The following is a 19,742-nucleotide window of genomic DNA, read 5'->3' on the forward strand; positions in this document are numbered from 1 at the left end:
ATTATATTTAAAGAAAGTAGGAGATTTTTATGTCAGTAACTTATCCAATTCCCGATTATGATAAATATGCTCGGTTACAAAACAAGAGTAAAGATGAGAATTACATTAATTTAGTAATGGGGCATTTAGAAAAATTAATGCTACGTCATATTCCTGAAAAAGCACACATTTTTGACCTTTGTTGTGGTACCGGGCAGTTTTTACGAGAATTTGAAATTAGAGGGTATCAAACAACTGGACTTGATGGTTCTGAAGGATTATTACATTATGCTCGTGAAAATGCACCTAGCAGTAAATTAATTATTGGTGACGCACGCTACTTTGAATTGTCGCCTATCTTTCACGCGGTATTTTCGCAAATGTCCTTAAATATGATCATCACCTTAGAAGATTTGAGGAGAGTCTTCCACAACGTTTATATAGCAATGCTAGAGAATGGTATATTCTTATTTAACCTGATTGTTCAAGATTGGTCTCCAATAGAAAATAGAATCGGAGCGACAGAAATAGAATCTAACGAAGAGACTGTATCTGTTACTCAAAATTACAGTCACCCCGAAGAGAGAGTACGTGAAACCAAATGCACTACATTTGAGTTGATTGACGGAAAATTGCAGCGATCAGATAATAATTGGCTAGTTAAGCACTATCAGATCACAGAGATTACATCTGCTCTGGAAATGGCGGGATTTATAGAAATAAATTGTTACAATTCTCACAAAGACTTGGGAGTTGAACTAGGAGTTAGTGAATCCAGAACTCAGGCAATTTTTGTGTGCCGTAAGCCTGTTACTCCAAACTGAAATTAATCAGACAGAAATCAGACTTGATTTTTGAAAGCATGTTAAGAGTAAAGTCTTTATTTGACAAGGCTTTTATCTTAAAAACAACATTGACTAAACCTGAGTGATATATTATTTTATACTAAATAAAATATAGACTCAGTAATTATTTATTAAGACTCTTGTTTAACTCAGCATGATCTGGAAATAAGATGAACCAGGAGGTAAAAGAAAGTGGATTTAAGTACCTTCAAACGCAAAATAATTAATGTATCATCAACAGGTTTGATCAAAACAGAATTCCTTCAGTCAGAAAATACTTTACCTTTGGTAGTAAAACCGGCTATAGAAGGACTAAATTTAATACTTTGGGCTGCGAGTAATCGGGAATGGATGGAAACAAAATTATTGCATCATGGAGGTATTCTTTTCCGCGACTTCAATATTAAGGCAGTTAGTGAATTTGAGCAATTCATTCAAACAATTTCAGGGGAATTATTGGAATATTCTTATCGTTCAACACCACGTAGTCAAGTAAGTGGTAAAATCTACACTTCAACTGAATATCCAGCAAATCAATATATTCCTTTACATAATGAAATGGCCTACTCTCGTAATTGGCCGATGAAAATTTGGTTTTTCTGCTGTAAATCTGCTCAACAGGGAGGGGAAACACCAATTGCTGATAGTCGTAAAATTTTGTCTTGTCTTGACTCCAAAATTCACGAGAAATTTTTACAAAAACAAGTGATGTATGTACGCAATTACAGTGATATACTAGATTTGAAATGGCAAGATGTTTTTCAAACTACAAACAAATCTGACGTAGAAAAATATTGCAAAAATTCAGGAATCGAATTTGAGTGGAAAGACAGTAACCATCTCAGGACTCGTCAAGTCTGTCAAGCTATTGCCACACATCCTAAGACAAATGAAAAAGTGTGGTTCAACCAAGCTCATCTGTTTCATATATCCAGTTTAAAAACAGAGGTACAAGAAACTCTGCTTTCAACATTCAGTGAGGAAGATATTCCCCGTAATGCTTATTACGGTGATGCTTCTCCAATTGAAACATCGATATTAGATGAAATTCGTCAATTATATCAGCAAGAATCAGTAATATTTCCTTGGAAAGAAGGCGATATATTGATGCTAGATAATATGCTGACAGCCCACGGACGTACTCCATTTTTAGGCTATCGGAAGGTTGTGGTAGGAATGGCTGAATCTGCAAAGATTTAATGCTTTTATAAGAGAATAAAGATAACTTTTCCCAAATAATTTAGGACTGCTATCTGTGAATAAATTGGGATATATAAATATCTCTAATTTAACAATGAGGAGAATCAGAACATGGTAAATACAGAGAATCGGTACTCAGATTACGATGCATATGCTCGGATATATAATGCTAGAGCTAACAAAAAAAGTAACTGGGATGTTGCTGTACAAGTTTTAAATAAGTTACTATTACAGCATATTCCTCAAAGAGCGCATATTTTTGATCTTTGTTGCGGTTCAGGACAATTAGCCCAAAAACTTTTATTGCAAGGGTATGAAGTCACAGGTTTAGATGGATCGGAGCAGATGTTAAATTATGCTCGCGAAAATGCACCAAAGGGTAAATTTATTTTGGGTGATGCTCGTTCGTTTACATTTCCACCTACCTTTCATGCAGTTACTTCTACAAGTGTCTCACTCAATCATTTAATGAGTATTCAGGATCTAGAGCAAGTTTTCCAAAATGTGTATAATATACTATTAAATGATGGAATATTTCTTTTTGACTTACGTTTAGCAGAATGGGTTAAATCTTGGAATAATTCTGTTGATAGTGCAGCTATTGTTGATGGATATGTCAATGATAATGAAGTTTTCTGTGTGAGAGATATTTATGATGTGAGTAGTAGTATTGCTTTTAATAAAGTAACTATTTTTCAATATGTAAATAATCTATGGCAGCGTTCTGATATAAGTTTAGATTTGAGAATTTATTCCCCGGAAGAAGTCCAAACTTCCTTAGAGAAGGTTGGTTTTAAAGATATTAATATATATGATGAAGAACGTGATTTACAATTACGTGGAGAGGCAGGAAAAGCTTTATTCGTTTGTGGTAAGTTATTAAATTAATCTCCTCAAAATTAAATTTGATTTTTTAAATTACTACTGCTAGCATAAAAGCTTTAGCAGCTTCACAAGAATTTAGGAAGATCAAAGTTCTGCCTTGAATGTTGAGTTTTTTTATTGCTGACTAAAGAAAGTTATTAAATCTATGCATGAAGTTTCTATAGAAGGGTTCAGAATATCTCCGCAACAAAAGCATTTATGGATGTTGCAACCATCGAAATTTTCGCAACCTTTTCGAGCTAATGTTGCTATTTTAGTGGAAGGAAATATAAAAACTGAAGTTCTTAAAATAGCAGTACAAGATACTATTAGTAAACACGAAATTCTCCGGACTAATTTTCGGATTTTAGAGGGAATGATAATTCCGCTGCAAGTCATTTCTGAGAAAAATGTTCTCACAATTGTCGACTATGATTTTACGGGTTTAAGTCGAGAAAATCAAAATGCCAAAATCGAGTCTCTTTTTCAAGATTTTAGTCAGGAAATATTTGACTTTGAGTATGATTCTTTATTAAATATTTCCCTGCTAGCTCTTGCACCTGAAAAGTATATTATGCTTGTTAGGTTGCCAGCTATGATTGCAGATTCAGCAAGTATTCAAAATTTTCTGGGTGAAATTTGCCGTACATATGAAGCGTGTGTGAATAACCAAAACCTGTTGGGTCAGCCGTTACAGTATGCTGATTTTGCAGGTTGGCAGAATGAACTATTTGAAGGTGAAGACGCAGAGTTAGGCCAGGAGTATTGGAGTCAGAAGCAAAATATATTAGCCTTTACTGATTGGCAACTTCCTGGTGAGCATCAGACTGCTAAAGAATTAGAATTTAAGCCGGAATTTGTTACTATAAACTTTGATGCTGACATATTAAACAAATTGATAGCGATCGCTCAAGATTATCACACCTGTGTTGCTACCATTTTGCAAGCTTGTTGGCAAATTTTACTTTGGCGGCTCACTGGAGGGTCAAATATTACTATTGGCACTCTTTGTCAGAGTAGAAAATATGAAGAACTGGCATCAGCATTAGGATTATTTGCTCAATATTTACCTGTGAATTCTGCTTTAGAAGCAACATCTAAATTTAGTAAAATATTAAAACAAACTGATGCCGCGATCGCGGAAGTATTCCAATGGCAAGAGTCTTTTAATTGGGAGCAGGTTACAGATGAAAGCAACCAGCTTGTATCCTTCTTCCCCTTATGTTTTGAATTTCTGGAACAGCCTGCTAAGTATTCTACATCTGATATCTCATTTTCTATCTATAAACAGTATATCTGCATAGATCGGTTTAAAGTTAAACTATCTTGTATGCAATGGGATGAGTCTTTAACCGCAGAGTTACATTATGATACTAATTTATTTCTAGTAGAGGATATTCATCGCTGGGCGAGATACTTCCAGATTTTGTTGATGAATGTTGCGAACAACCCCGAAGCTGCTATTGGTGAATTCGAGATTCTTAGTAAGAGCGACCTTCAGCAACTACTGACTGAATTCAACAACACCCAAATTAATTATCCTCCCCAGCAGTGCATCCATCACCTGTTTGAGCAGCAAGTAGCACGCACTCCCGAACATATCGCCGTTGTTTTTGAACAGCAACAACTTACTTATACCCAACTAAATACCCGTGCGAATAAACTTGCCCATCACCTGCAAACCTTGGGTGTTGGGCCGGAAACCATCGTGGCGTTGTGTGTTGAGCGCTCTTTGGATATGCTCGTTGGTTTATGGGCTATTCTCAAAGCAGGTGGAGTCTACTTACCTTTAGATCCACTACTGCCAAGGGAGCGGATCACCTTCATGTTGCAGGATGCGGGAGCAGCCGTCATCTTGACCCAACAGCATTTAACTGAGCAATTCTCACAACAGCCACTACCTGTTTTTTGTTTAGATACTCACTGGGATGTAATTAGCAAGCAACAAGATACAAATCCCCTAAATCAAGCTACTCCAGAGAATTTAATCTATGTAATTTACACCTCCGGTTCTACCGGTCAACCCAAAGGGGTTGCTATTGAGCATCGACAACTTTTCAATTACCTATATGGGATTTTGGCAAAATTAGATTTACCGATCGCTAGCAGTTTTGCCACGGTTTCTACCTTCGCTGCTGACTTAGGTAATACTGCGATTTTCCCTGCCCTATGTACAGGCGGCTGTCTGCACCTAATTTCTCAAGAACGGGCGACTAATCCAGAAGCCTTTGCTGATTATTGCGATCGCTATTCCATCGACTGCTTAAAAATAGTTCCTTCTCACTTAAATGCATTGTTAAGCGCCTCCCAGCCGCATAAAATTCTGCCTCGCCAGCGCCTAATTTTAGGTGGTGAGGCGCTCAGTTGGAACTTAATCGAAAAACTCCAGCAGTACCAACCCAAGTGCGAAATTTTCAACCACTATGGCCCCACAGAAACGACTGTCGGTGTCGCTACCTACAAAATTACAGGTGAAGCTATCAGCAATAAATCGGAGACAGTACCCTTGGGTCGTCCGATCGCCAACACCCAAGTTTACATCCTCGATCATGATCTGCGACCTGTACCCATTGGTGTAGCTGGTGAATTGTACATTGGAGGGAATAATCTCGCTCGTGGCTATCTTAAACAATCAGACAACAACTTCATTCCCAACTGCTTTAGTGATGCGTCGGGATCAAAGTTATATAAAACAGGAGACTTAGCCCGTTATCTGCCTGACGGTAACATTGAATTTCTCGGACGTATTGACCAACAAGTCAAGATTCATGGCTTCCGGATTGAGATTTCTGAAATTGAGACAGCACTGGGACAATATCCTGCTATCCGAGAAACTGTTGTCTTAACTAGAGAAGATAAACCAGGTAACAAAAGGCTCGTAGCTTATATTGTGCCTCAGCCACACTCAGAAGTTTCAACCAGTGAACTACGGCACTTCCTCAAACAGAAACTACCAGAGTATATGATACCTGCTGCCTTTGTACGGTTAAAGGCATTACCTTTAACACCCAATGGCAAGGTTAACCGTTTAGCACTACCAGAACCTGATAGCATCAAACCTGAACTAGAAGGGAAATTTGTTGCACCTCGTACTGTTGTTGAGGAAAAAATTGCCAAAATTTGGTCGCAAGTATTAGAAGTCGAGCAGGTGGGCATTTATGACAACTTCTTTGAATTAGGCGGAGATTCGATCATTAGTATGCAGATCATTGCTAGACTCAACCAAGCTGGTTTGCAGCTAACTCCCAAGCAAGTATTTGAGTACCCTACCGTTGCTGGTTTAGCCGCAGTTGCCAGCACGGATGGAATTATTTCAGCTCAACAAGAAGTCGTCACAGGTACATTGCCTCTGACTCCCATTCAACACTGGTTTTTTGAGCAGAAACTACAAGATCCACACCACTGGAACCAATCTTTGTTATTGGAAGTCCCGCCAACAATTGAGCCAGACATACTCAGGCAAGCACTACAGCACTTGTTAGAGTATCATGATGCTCTACGTCTGCGATTTACGCCCCAAACATCGAGTTGGCAGCAAGTAAATACTGGGTTGGATGAGGTGCAAGCTGTGCCATTTTCCTACACAGATTTGTCTGAGTCACCAGCTTCAGTACAAAAAACCATTCAGGAAGCCACTGCTGCTCAACTCCAGACCAGTTTGAACCTGGAAACAGGCCCACTAATGCGGGTAGCTTTGTTCAAATTGAGCGAGAATCAACCGCAACGATTGTTATGGGTAATTCATCACTTGGCTGTCGATGGCGTTTCCTGGCGAATTTTACTTGCAGATATCCAGCAAGTTTACCAACAACTGAGTCAAGGTGAAACGCCAAAGTTATCTTTGAAAACAACTGCTTTCAAACAGTGGTCAGAGTTTTTACAAGAGTATGCTCAGTCAGCTAGTCTGCAAAAAGAGCGGGATTACTGGTTACAATCTTCTCGTCAATCCAGTTTTAGCCTGCCAGTAGATCATCCTAGTGGTGCTAACACAGTGGTCTTAGGTCACACTGTATCAATCTCTTTGAGTGCAACAGAGACTAGTGCTTTGTTACAAGAAGTACCAGCAGCCTATCAAACAGAAATTAACGATGTACTACTCACTGCCCTAGTACAGACATTTGCTCAATGGACAAAACAGCCTTCTTTGTTGGTGGATTTGGAAGGGCATGGACGCGAAGCGATCGCTAACAATATCGATTTATCACGGACGGTTGGTTGGTTTACAACTATCTTTCCAGTGCTATTAACTTTAGAGGGGATTTCTCACCCAGGAGAAGCCCTCAAAGCAGTTAAAGAACAGCTACGAAATGTGCCTAATCGAGGTATTGGTTACGGGGTACTACGCTATCTTTGTCAAGATGCAACTATCATTACCCAGATGCAAACTTTCCCACCAGCCCAGGTGAGATTTAATTATTTAGGTCAGTTTGACCAAGTAATGTCTGCATCATCTTTTTTTAAATTAATTAGCCAGAATTCCGGCACAAATCGCAGTGCACGGGCACAACGACCCTATTTATTAGATATTAACGGCTTTGTGCTTGAAGGCAAGTTGCAGTTGGAGTGGACTTATAGCGAAGAAATTTATCAAAAAGCCACTATTGAACAACTAGCTCAAGGGTGGGTTAAGGCATTGCGATCGCTTATAAACCATTGTCAATCTGCGGAAGCAGGTGGTTACACACCTTCGGATTTTGCCAAAGCGAAATTAAATCAAAAAGACCTTGATCAACTCTTAGCGAAAATCAACCGCAGTAACGATCAAACAAGCAAGTGAATTCAGCATGAAAACAGAAAATATTGAAGATATTTACGAACTTTCGCCAGTACAGCAAGGCATTCTCTTTCATAGTTTATTAACTCCTGAATTAGCACTTTATTTTATCCAGTTAAGCTATACCTTACGAGGTAATCTTAACATTCACGCTTTTGGGCTTGCTTGGCAACAAGTGGCTACTCGTCACCCAATTTTGCGTACTGGCTTTTATTGGGAGCAACTAGATAAACCACTACAAGTTGTACATAAAAAAATCACAATACCTTTAGAGCAGCAAGATTGGCGAGGAATTGATCCAGTTGAAGAAGAGGAGCAATTTCAATCTTTTTTAGCGAGCGATCGCCAGAAAAACTTTGATTTTTCCCAACCTCCTTTGATGCGTTTAACTTTGATCCGCTTGAGTGACGATTCTTATCAATTTGTCTTGAGCAAACACCACCTAATTTTAGATGGTTGGTCAAGTGCTTTAGTCATGAAAGATTTTATTCAGATTTATGAAACTTTGTGTCAAAGAAAAAATACATTTTTAGCACCGAGTAGTCCTTTTGGAGATTATATTGCTTGGTTACAAAAACAGGACTTATCGCAAGCTGAGAAATTCTGGCGACAGATGCTCGAAGGTGTGCGATCGCCTACTTCTTTAAATAATTTAAATACCGATAACTTATCGAATTCAGAACAAAGATACGATGAGCAACAAATCAAGTTATCAGCAGCAATTACGACATCTTTACAATCTCTAGCACGACAACATCAACTCACACTCAACACATTAATTCAAGGAGCCTGGGCTATACTTTTGAGCCGTTACAGTTGTCAAAAAAACGTTGTTTATGGATGTACTGTTTCTGCTCGTCCAGTAGATCTTGTGGGAGTCGAATCAATGGCGGGAACATTTGTCAATACTTTGCCTGTGCAAGTCAATGTTGATGGTGAACAATATCTACTACTTTGGCTCCAGCAGCTACAAAATCAACAAGTAGAAATGCGCCAATACGAATATACTCCCCTAGTAGATATTCAAGGATGGAGTGAAGTCCCACGAGGAATGCCCCTGTTTGAGAGCTTCGTAGTATTTGAAAACTACCCAATAGATCAAGTCTTACGGAAATGGGAGAGTGATCTAGAGATACAAAATATTAGTACTTTGTACAAAACCAACTATCCAATCAATATAGTTATCCAGCCTAGTTCTAAACTAGACATTGGGATTTCTTATGACTGTTGTCGCTTTGATGTCTCCACAATTAACAGTATTCTTAAGCATTTTGAAATTTTACTTCAAAGCATTGTCAACAATCCCACAGTCCGTTTAAAAAACTTAAAAGTATTGTCAGAAAAAGAACAGCAAATTTTTATAAATTTAGAAAAAGAAATAAAGTTTGATTTTAACTTTTTAAAAGTTTAGACAAGTTATCTCTTAAATTAACTTGGTCAAGTATAGGCTGATGAAGATTTTAGCAACCTAAAAAACTAGATAAAGTATGATAGTTACCTACTCCTCAATCGAACGACGCTATAGATTATCTGCTCAAGAATTTAAATCCATTTATGTTGATAAATCCCAGCCAGTAATCATCTCAGGGATTATTCAAGATTGGGATTGTTTTAAAAAGTGGTCATTAGAGTATTTTAAAAAACTTGCCCCGACAACTAGAATTTATGCTAAACAATTTAGTAGCAAAAACGAAATAGGATTAAATCATTTTTCTCTAGAAGAATACTCTGATATTTTAGAGAATTATGAAATAAACTATAGGCATAACAAAGAAATTGACAAACCACCATATTGTCACGATCTGCCAATGTTTAGCTTAGTCCCAAAGCTAATCAACGATGTGACATCATTTCCTTTAGATTATTTACCAAAATGGTATTGGTATGAATGGTGGCGTTACTGTCAGTTCTTTATAGGAGCATCCAATAGTTTGACACCATTACATTTTGATTGTCTGCTCACTAATAATATTTTCTTTCAAATTGTTGGGCAGAAACAATTTACAATCTTATTAGCGGATCATGCTAAATATTGTTATCGTTATAATTGGCGATGGTTTAAAGTTGATCCAGAAAATCCCGATCTAGATAAATATCCAGAATACAAAAATGCCCAAATAATTCAATTCATTCTAAATCCTGGAGATATTTTATATATGCCTCCTGGCACTCTACATCATGTTAGAAGTTTAGATACGTCCATTTCTTTTAACATTGATTGGCATACCCAAAAAAGTTGTTTAAATGGATTAGCAGCTAGTTTAAAAGGGATGCCAGCTAAAAATGTATACTACAATTTCTTATTAACTTTAGGACTGGTATTTAAACTACCACCTAAACTAATTTTTAGGTACTATAAAACATATCTAAATTATATATCTTGAAAAATCATAATAGGCAGTATTGTTATAATGATTTTTTTAATATATTCACCACAAATAACAATAGAGAAAGGATTCTATGAATATTTTTGAAAAGCGTGAGTCGAATGTTAGAAGCTATTGTCGAAATTTTCCTGCTCTGTTTCATAGAGCTAAAGGTTCTATCATTTACTCAGAATCAGGGGAAGAGTATATTGATTTTTTAGCTGGTGCAGGTGCTTTAAATTATGGACATAATAATGACTATATAAAACAAGAAGTAATTACTTATTTAAACGCTGATGCTATCACACATGGTTTAGATTTACATACCTCAGCTAAAGAAAAGTTTTTATCAAAGTTTTCTGAGGTAGTACTAGAGCCTAAAAACTTAGATTATCGAATTCAGTTTTGTGGGCCAACTGGCACCAATGCTGTAGAAGCTGCCTTAAAATTAGCCAAAAAAATCACAAAAAAATCAGGAATATTCTCCTTTATGGGAGCTTATCATGGAATGACACTAGGCAGCTTGTCTATTAGTGGCAATACTAAAGTTAAATCAGGCTTATTAGGTACATCAAATAATGTAACATTTATGCCATATCCCTATGGATTTATGGAAAGTTTTGACACAATAGAATACATAGATTCAGTAATCACTGATGTTAATTCTGGAATTGAAAAACCAGCAGCTATCATATTTGAAACAGTACAAGCAGAAGGCGGTGTAATTGTAGCGCCGCTTGAGTGGATGCAAAGACTCAGCGAACTGTGTAATAGGCATAAAATTTTATTAATTTGTGATGATATTCAAGTAGGCTGTGGTCGCACTGGGCCATTCTTTTCTTTTGAAAGAGCAAATATTGTTCCTGATATGGTGGTACTTTCAAAATCAATTAGTGGATACGGATTTCCGATGTCAATCTTATTAATTAAACCAGAGCTTGATATTTGGGAACCAGGAGAACATACGGGAACATTTAGAGGCAATCAACTAGCATTTGTTGGCGGTACAGCTGCTTTAAAATATAGAGAAATTTCTCGTCTTGAACAGGATGTTAAAGATAAAGAATCTTTCTTACATCAATTTTTGCATGAGCAAATTGCGTCAATCAATGACAAAATAGAAATACGTGGCATCGGCTTAATTTGGGGTATTGATATCGCTAACTTTGGTGGTAGTAATTTTGCTCAAAAGATAACTTCACGTTGTTTTGATCTGGGATTAATAGTTGAGCGAGTCGGCAGAAATGATACTGTCATTAAAATATTGCCACCATTGACAATCGAGATTCCTACCTTGGAACAAGGTTGTTTAATCATCAAACAAGCTTTTGAAGACTACCTAGCATAAAAATTTGACTGACAATTATTACTATCTCTACAAGCAAATTTTAGAAAGTAAGCATGATGATATCAACTAAAAATATTGTGACCCCTACTCCTGAGGAATTATTTTATCAAAAGATTTACTGGTTAAATCAATTATCCGGAGGAATTCCAGAAACAAATTTTATGACAGATTACGTCAGACCTGCTATCTATAAAGGCAGGAATAAAACACTGACTTTTGAAATACCAATATATTTATCTGAGTTTATTATCAACTTGGCGCAAAAGTCTGAACTATCAATATATTTATTCCTAATATCAACTATAGGAATCTTAATCCAAAAATATACTAATAAAAATGATATAATTATTGGTTCTCCTACTTATCAAAAGTTTCCTAACGAAGATTTCAGTAATTCGATTATTCCCTTGCGTTTTCGGATCAACAATGACATAAAATTTAAAGACTTTCTTATAGATGTTAAAGATACATTATTAAATGCATACGTCTACCAAAAATATCCTTTTAATGAATTAATTAATCTGTTAGAACTACCAGACTATCAAAATCGTTGCCCAATTTTTGACATAGTAGTTTTATTAGAAAATATTCACAAACAGTCTCTACAAGACATCAGACATGATTTAACTTTTGCTTTTATCCATCAAAACAACTTGATTGCAGTAAAAATCAATTACAATGAGGATTTATTTCAAGAAGAAACCATCAAATCAGTTTTTAAGTGTTATTTGAATTTAGTTAAATGTGTTATTAAAGATATCAAGGTATCGAATATTTCTTTATTAGACACAGATGACAAGCAAAAGTTATTGATAGAGTTTAATAAAAAAGTTGGAGACTACCCCATAAATGAAGCAATTCACACATTATTTCAAAAGCGGGTAGAGCAAACACCAAATGAAATTTCTGCTGTTTATAGAAGTAACTATCTAACATATCAAGAGCTAAATGACAAAGCAAATCGACTTGCTAAATTTTTACAGCACATAGGAGTTAAAGTCGGAGACTTCGTAGGAATTCTTAAAGACCGTGATCTCAATTTTATTATAGGTATCCTGGCGATATTTAAGGCTGGTGGAGCCTACATACCTATTGATATTAATTATCCTCAAGACCGAATTAAATACATGGTATCTAATGCGGAAGTGAGCATTATCTTAACAGATTATTCCTGCCTAAATATCTTAATAGAGCTATTAGAGAATAGTCAGAGCTTAAAAAATTTAATTTGTTTAGATACAAAATCCAATCACGGACATTTATCTGCAATAACCCAAGTTAATATATATGATCCTCTTGATTTTGAGAAATACTATCCAGAAAATTTAGCACAAAGTAGTCTCGGAAAAGATCCAGCATATATGCTCTACACCTCAGGCTCGACTGGATTACCCAAGGGTGCAATTGTGCGACATGATGGGGCAATTAATCATATTTATGCTCAATATGACGAGTTAGAATTAACTGAAGATTTTTGTTTTCTGCAAAATGCTCCTTCTTCAACAGATATTTCTGTTTGGCAATTTTTAGCTCCACTTTTAATTGGGGGTAAAACTGTCATAGTAGATATTGAAGATGGCGCTGTGCCTGCAAAATTATTTAAAGTTCTTAAAGAAAAAGCAATTACAGTTGTTGAATTAGTACCAGCAGTATTTGGGGAATTAATAGATTATATTTCTCAACTACCGCCTCACAAGAGATTATTACCTGACTTAAAATGGATGATGGTTGTTGGAGAACCAGTCTCAGTCAAACGAGTCAATCAGTGGCTACAGTTATATCCCAAAATTAAAGTAGCTGATGCTTATGGTCCAACCGAAGCTGCTGATGATATCACTCAATTTATTATTGATCAGCCTTTACCAGAAAACCAACGTACAGTTACTATTGGCAAGCCATTAGCAAATTTAAATATTTATATTCTTGACCAAAAAATGAATTTAGTACCAATTGGTGTTCCCGGAGAAATTTGTGTTTCAGGAATTGGTGTGGGTGCAGGCTACTGGAAAAATCCAGAAAAAACTAATCTCAGCTTTGTTCCTAACCCATTTACTAATAATAAAAATACTTTACCAGAAAAGCGTCAAGATTTAATTTACAAAACTGGGGATTTAGGAAGATGGCTACCGGATGGTAATATTGAATTTATAGGACGTATTGATCACCAAGTAAAAATTCGCGGTTTCCGTGTGGAAATAGGGGAAGTTTGGGCTTTACTAAATCAGCATCCAGCAGTACGAGAAAATATAATTGTAGCTCAAAAACAGGAAGATTTGGATACACAGTTATTATTAGCCTATGTGGTTGCAAAGACTCAAGTCGCTCTTAATATTAGTGAATTGCGTAGCTTTTTGAAAGAGAAGTTACCTGAATATATGTTGCCTTCTGCCTTTATATTTTTGGAAGCTTTACCAATAGGGCCTAGCGGCAAGGTAGATAGAAAGGCACTGCCTCAACCAGATAATCTTCGTCCTGAATTAGCCACTGCTTACGTTATACCACGCAATGAATTAGAACGAGTGATTGCTAACCTTTGGCATAAAGCATTGAATCTTGAGAAGGTAGGTATTGAAGATAACTTTTTTGAGCTAGGTGGACACTCATTGCTGATGCTTCAGGTTTATAGCAAACTGCGTGAAATAGTGACAACGCCACTATCCTTAGTTGATATGTTCAGGTATCCGACTATTAGTTCCTTGTCTAAATTTTTAAGTAAAACTAGCACCGAAGAAATAGATAATTTCCAGGAAGAAGTGGAAAGATTAGCAGCAGGTAAATCACGACTCAAACAGCGATTGCAGCAAAGAAAAAATCTATAAGAGTATAAATAAATCAAGTTTTTATGAAAAACCTTGCTAAGTACAAGTCACCGCAAAAAAGGGTCGAAAATAGAGGAATATCTTTTTTGTAGAGTGGCATACAAATCACATATGCTTTCTTCGTAGCTCAAATATACAGGGTTAAATGACTGATGAGCAACTGGTTTGACTTTAGCGATCGTGATGTGTGGACTCTCTTTAACTAAAATAATAGCACGGAGTTTTTATGAATAAGTTGAACAATTCAAATAATCAAAATAATGGTTTAGAAATAGCCATTATTGGCATGACTGGTCTTTTCTCAGGAGCTAAAAATATTGATGAGTTTTGGAAAAATATCCAAGATGGAGTAGAGTCAATTTCTTTTTTTAGTGAGCGTGAACTAGAAAAATTAGGTATAGAACCTACAATATTTCATGACCCAAATTATGTTAATGCAAATGGAGTTGTTGAAGACATAGAGTTGTTTGATGCATCTTTTTTTGGCTTTAGTCCCAGAGAAGCTGAAGTAATAGACCCTCAACAACGCTTTCTATTAGAGTATGCATGGGAAGCCCTTGAGAGTGCTGGCTATAGTTCAGAAGTTTGCAGAAATCAGATTGGTATTTTTGCTGGTGCTAGCATCAATACTTACATATCGAATATTTATTCAAATCCTGATGTTGTAGCCTCTGTAGGTGGGTTACAAATTTCAATTTCAAACGATCCAGATTTTCTCACCACTCGTGTATCTTACAAATTAAACTTGGAAGGGCCAAGTTATACAGTGCAAACTACTTGCTCAACTTCATTGGTTACCATTCACTTGGCTTGCCAAAGTTTGCTGAGTGGTGAATGTGATATTGCTTTAGCGGGTGGCGTTTCCATCTCAAAACAAGCGGGCTATTTTTATCAGGAGGGAGGAATTTACTCTCCTGACGGTCATTGTCGTGCATTTGATGCTAAGGCTCAAGGAACTGTTAAAGGTAAAGGTCTGGGTCTTGTGGTGTTGAAACGTTTAGAAGAGGCCATAGCAGATGGAGACTATATCCATGCGATTATTAAAGGTTCGGCTATTAATAACGACGGGTCTTCCAAAGTTAGCTACTCTGCTCCTAGCATAAATGGTCAAGCAAAGGTTATCAGAGCAGCGCAGACTATGGCCGAGGTGGAACCCGAAACGATCGCTTATATTGAAGCACATGGAACCGGAACACCATTGGGAGATCCCATTGAAATCACAGCGCTGACACAAGTCTTTAGCGCTAAAACTCAGAAAAAGAACTTCTGTGCCATCGGTTCAGTCAAAACCAATATTGGACATTTAGGACCAGCCGCTGGTGTTGCTGGTCTAATCAAAACAGTTCTAGCCCTCAAACACAAACAAATTCCACCCAGTTTGCACTTTGAAGAACCCAATTCCCAAATAGATTTTGCCAACAGTCCTTTTTACGTTAATACCAAACTGTCTGAGTGGAAAACCAACGGTACACCTCGGCGAGCCGGCGTCAGTTCCTTTGGTTTTGGGGGAACCAATGCCCATGTAATTCTCGAAGAAGCCCCAACGATTGAACCTTCTAACCCCTCTGGTCCCTACCAATTGTTGTTGCTCTCAGCTAAAACCATTACAGCCCTAGAAACTACCACAGCTAATCTGGTTGCTCATATGCAGCAACATTCAGATTTGCACTTGGCTGATATCGCTTATACCTTACAAGTGGGTCGTCGGTCGTTTGAGCACCGCCGAATGGTGGTCTGCCAAGACCTGGAAGATGCGGTGAAGTCACTGCATTCTCTAGATCAACAACGAGTATTTAGCCATTCCCAAGAACCCTGTAATCGTCCTGTGGTGTTTATGTTTTCGGGACAGGGTGCACAGTATGTAAATATGGGACAGGAATTATATGAAAGTGAGCTTACCTTCAGAGAGCAAGTGGATGACTGCTGTGAACTGCTCAAACCTCACCTGGGGCTGGATCTGCGGACTGTACTCTATCCCAGTGAAGAAACAGCCCAAAAAGCCGCACAGCAGTTGCTACAAACTGCTATTACTCAGCCAGCACTGTTTGTAATTGAGTACGCCCTTTCCAAGCTGTGGATGACTTGGGGCGTGCATCCAGAAGCAATGATTGGTCATAGCATTGGGGAATATGTGGCCGCGTGTCTGGCTGGGGTTTTCTCTTTGGAAGACGCCTTAGCGCTAGTAGCAATCAGAGGAAAACTGATGCAGCAACTGTCAAAAGGCGCGATGCTCTCCGTTCAAATGTCTGAACAACAAGTGCAACCTCTGCTGAATAAAGAATTATCTCTGGCAGGAAGCAATGGCCCTTTAACTTGCGTGGTTTCGGGTACGACAGAAGCGGTAGAAGAATTAGAACAGAAGCTACTAGATAAAGAAATTGGATGTCGGAGGCTGCATACTTCCCATGCCTTTCATTCCCAGATGATGGAGCCAATTATCAAGCCATTCACCCAGTTCTTAGAAAAAGTCAAACTCAATCCCCCTAAAATTCCCTTTGTTTCCAACGTTAGTGGAACTTGGATTGCTGTAACGCAAGCAACAGATCCCAACTATTGGGCGAGGCATTTGAGGCAACCAGTGCGTTTCAGTGAAGGGGTAACTGAATTGCTCAAACAGCCAGAGCGAATCTTGCTGGAGGTAGGTCCAGGAAGGACACTAAGTAGTTTGGCCAAACAACATCAAGTAGATGAACTGATAGCACTAACCTCTATACGGCATCCTCAAGAGCAACAATCAGATGTAGCATTTTTACTCAACACCTTGGGTAGGCTTTGGTTATTAGGGGTTCAAATTGATTGGTCTGGTTTTTACGTAGATGAAAAGCGTCATCGCATACCTTTACCTACTTATCCTTTTGAGCGTCAGCGTTACTGGATTGAACCCCAAAAACAGGCACTTTTAGAAAGACAGGTCAAGCAAAAATCAACAGCATCAGAGCTTTGGAAATCTCTTGTGGAGGCTTGTCAGATACAAGACCGTACCCGAATCTCAGAACTGCATAGCCCAACTTATTTAGCGAAGAAACAGTCGTTAGATAGTTTACTCACTGCTTACATGAGTCTTGCACTAAGGCATTTAGGTGCTTTTAACAATCCCTCCAACAAATATTCTGTTGAGGAGTTGTTTGAGCAACTTCCAATTATTCCTCGCTATCGACAATTATTATATCGATGGCTGGAAGTACTGGTAGAGCACAACCTGTTACAGCAACATGAAAAAACCTTTACAAACCTTGTGCCACTTTCAATCAACTCTCTTAGTGCTCTTATACAAGATGTCAGAGTCAGATGGGCAGACATACCCCACGTAGTAGATGAAACTCAGTACATTGGCGAAAATCTAGCAGCCGTACTTACTGGTGAAAAAGAACCACTGTCATTATACGTTGGTCTGTCAAGACATACCGGAGAAAGTCCATCTCCGGAATTGCCTTTGTATGCTTACTTTAAAGCGATCATGCGGGCTGGCATTGAACAGGTGGTGAAATCATTGCCACCGCAAGTAAACCTAAGAATTTTGGAAATCGGGGCTGGAACTGGTATCGCCACGACCGAATTACTACCTTTGTTACCGCTGAAACAAACAAAATATACCTTTACCGACTTGGGCAGTTTCTTCCTGAACCAAGCCCAACAGAAGTTTGGTGCATATCCATTTGTCGAGTATCGTTTGCTAGACATTGAGCAGCCTCCTGAAGATCAAGGGTACTCTAGCCATAGCTTTGATGTGGTGGTAGCCGTAAATGTGCTGCACGTAACCCGGAAGATGGAAGAAACCCTGGAGCATGTTCGCTCTTTATTGGCTCCTGAAGGTATTTTCTTGCTTTGGGAGGTAACTCAACCTGAGCCAACGGTAGACATCGGTGTTGGTCTGCTTATGAATCCGCTAGAGGATGAAGAACGTAGTCGAGGTAACCCGTATTTATCAAAAGAGCAGTGGCATAAAGCACTCAATGTTCATGGGTTTGATAAAGTAGTGGCTTTCCCGGAAACTGATGATTTGGGGGAATATGTTTTAGTTGCTCAGGCTTCTTCGTCAGCAGCGTTATCAACACCTTCAGCATTTACAGTGTTAGTTGAGCAAAAAGATGCTGACAAGATCAGTCAAGTCTTATTAGACAAAAAGCCGGACATTGCCGACTGGTTTTACATCCCATCCTGGAAACGCTTGATGCCGCCACAACCTTTTAAATCTAAGGTTCAGGGGGTTCAGTCCGGATGCTGGTTAGTGTTTGTCGATGAGTGCGGTTTGGGTTTGAAAATGGTGAAGCAACTTGAACTTGAGGGTCAGGATGTTGTTACAGTAAGGGTCGGAGATCAATTTACCAATGAAAGCAAATTTCTTAAACGCGTATATACCATCAATCCTGGAGAACAAGAAGATTATTATGCCCTGCTCGAAGAACTTCGCGCACTCGACTTAACCCCAAAAACGATTGTTCATTTATGGAGTGTCACTCCGAAGGGTGATACAGAATTATCAATCGAGTCTCTTGAGCAGTCTGAAGTTCTGTGCTTTTACAGCCTGGTCTTTCTAGCACAAGCACTCGGAAAAGAAAATCTGACGGATTCCCTTCAAATTGGGATTGTGTCAAACAATATCCAGGAAGTGATAACTTCAGATCTGGTGTGCCCAGAAAAGGCAATAGCTCTTGGACCTTGTAAGGTCATTTCCCAAGAGTACCCGAACATAATCTGCCGTAGCATTGATGTTGTTATTCCCGAAACAGAAAGTTGGCAAGAAAAGAAACTTATAGATCAGCTGCTGGCGGAACTCACTACCGAGCTATTAGATCGGGTTGTAGCCTACCGTGGAAATCATCGCTGGGTGCAGACTTTTGAACCCGTCCGATTGGATGAAGCCGTCGAAGGAAAACCTCGGTTAAGGGAAGAAGGAGTTTATCTAATCACAGGCGGATTGGGAGGCGTTGGTCTGCTGAATGCAGAATATTTGGCAAAGACTGTACATGCAAAGCTAATACTGATAGGGCGTTCGGTTTTTCCTAACCGAGATGAGTGGTCACAATGGCTATTAGATCATGACGAGCACGATAGCATAAGTCATAAAATCCGGAAATTGCAAGAACTTGAGACCTTGGGAGCAGAGGTTCTAGTGATCAACGCCGATGTTACCAATCGAGAACATATGAAGGCAACAATCACTCAAGCAAACAATCGATTTGGTAAAATTCATGGAGTGATCCATAATGCCACAGAAAGTAAACAAGAATTAATTGCACAAAAAACGTTTGAAACGGGACGAGTTATTCTTGCACCCAAAGTCATGGGAACATTAATACTCCACGATCTTTTCAAAGATGCTGATCTGGATTTTTTTGTACTGACTTCATCACAAGCTTCAGTTATAGGTGGAATGGGGGAAGTAGAATATACCGCTGAATGTGCCTTTCTTGACGCATTTGCATACTATAGTGCCTCTAAGTATGACAGGTTCATTAGCTCCATGAACTGGAATAGATGGAACACTCCAGAATGGATAGCTAAAACAAACTTAACGCGTGTGTCAGAATTAACACTAGAAGAAGC

General features: G+C 38.3%; 8 protein-coding genes and 2 pseudogenes. All 10 read left to right on the forward strand.

Annotated features, from left to right (window positions below):
* Nucleotides 1-29: 29 nt before the first annotated feature.
* Entirely contained in the window at nt 30-803 is a 774-nt protein-coding gene (locus tag V7K85_RS11480; protein ID WP_334813668.1) for a class I SAM-dependent DNA methyltransferase, read from the forward strand.
* A 213-nt stretch (nt 804-1,016) separates the two neighbouring features.
* Complete coding sequence (locus tag V7K85_RS11485; RefSeq protein ID WP_334813670.1) at nt 1,017-2,024, forward strand: TauD/TfdA family dioxygenase; 1,008 nt, start codon at nt 1,017-1,019, stop codon at nt 2,022-2,024.
* Nucleotides 2,025-2,135: 111 nt separating this feature from the next.
* Nucleotides 2,136-2,912, forward strand: coding sequence for a class I SAM-dependent DNA methyltransferase (locus tag V7K85_RS11490; protein WP_334813672.1), 777 nt, complete (start codon nt 2,136-2,138; stop codon nt 2,910-2,912).
* Nucleotides 2,913-3,054: 142 nt separating this feature from the next.
* Nucleotides 3,055-7,665: an amino acid adenylation domain-containing protein gene (locus V7K85_RS11495; protein ID WP_334813674.1), complete on the forward strand. Its 4,611-nt coding sequence runs from the start codon at nt 3,055-3,057 to the stop codon at nt 7,663-7,665.
* Between the two features lie 7 nt (nt 7,666-7,672).
* Nucleotides 7,673-9,073, forward strand: a complete 1,401-nt coding sequence (locus tag V7K85_RS11500) for a condensation domain-containing protein (protein ID WP_334813676.1) — start codon at nt 7,673-7,675, stop codon at nt 9,071-9,073.
* A 76-nt stretch (nt 9,074-9,149) separates the two neighbouring features.
* On the forward strand, nt 9,150-10,046 hold the full coding sequence (locus V7K85_RS11505; RefSeq protein WP_334813678.1) for a cupin-like domain-containing protein: 897 nt from the start codon (nt 9,150-9,152) through the stop codon (nt 10,044-10,046).
* 76 nt (nt 10,047-10,122) lie between these two features.
* On the forward strand, nt 10,123-11,376 hold the full coding sequence (gene ectB, locus V7K85_RS11510; protein WP_334813680.1) for a diaminobutyrate--2-oxoglutarate transaminase: 1,254 nt from the start codon (nt 10,123-10,125) through the stop codon (nt 11,374-11,376).
* 53 nt (nt 11,377-11,429) lie between these two features.
* On the forward strand, nt 11,430-14,195 hold the full coding sequence (locus V7K85_RS11515) for a non-ribosomal peptide synthetase (RefSeq protein ID WP_334813682.1): 2,766 nt from the start codon (nt 11,430-11,432) through the stop codon (nt 14,193-14,195).
* Nucleotides 14,196-14,421: 226 nt separating this feature from the next.
* Nucleotides 14,422-17,112 (forward strand): annotated as a pseudogene (locus V7K85_RS36480) (type I polyketide synthase); the annotation flags it as partial.
* Nucleotides 17,113-17,679: 567 nt separating this feature from the next.
* Nucleotides 17,680-19,668: pseudogene (locus tag V7K85_RS36485) on the forward strand (SDR family NAD(P)-dependent oxidoreductase); the annotation flags it as partial.
* Between the last annotated feature and the right edge of the window lie 74 nt (nt 19,669-19,742).

Source organism: Nostoc sp. (genome assembly GCF_036917615.1).
In the GTDB taxonomy this organism is placed as follows: Bacteria; Cyanobacteriota; Cyanobacteriia; order Cyanobacteriales; family Nostocaceae; genus Nostoc.

Bases quoted from the DNA above. Each gene is read 5' to 3' on its own strand.
- ectB (WP_334813680.1), top strand. From the start codon at position 10,123: ATGAATATTTTTGAAAAGCGTGAGTCGAATGTTAGAAGCTATTGTCGA.
- V7K85_RS11505 (WP_334813678.1), top strand. From the start codon at position 9,150: ATGATAGTTACCTACTCCTCAATCGAACGACGCTATAGATTATCTGCT.
- V7K85_RS11480 (WP_334813668.1), top strand. From the start codon at position 30: ATGTCAGTAACTTATCCAATTCCCGATTATGATAAATATGCTCGGTTA.
- V7K85_RS11495 (WP_334813674.1), top strand. From the start codon at position 3,055: ATGCATGAAGTTTCTATAGAAGGGTTCAGAATATCTCCGCAACAAAAG.
- V7K85_RS11515 (WP_334813682.1), top strand. From the start codon at position 11,430: ATGATGATATCAACTAAAAATATTGTGACCCCTACTCCTGAGGAATTA.
- V7K85_RS11490 (WP_334813672.1), top strand. From the start codon at position 2,136: ATGGTAAATACAGAGAATCGGTACTCAGATTACGATGCATATGCTCGG.
- V7K85_RS11500 (WP_334813676.1), top strand. From the start codon at position 7,673: ATGAAAACAGAAAATATTGAAGATATTTACGAACTTTCGCCAGTACAG.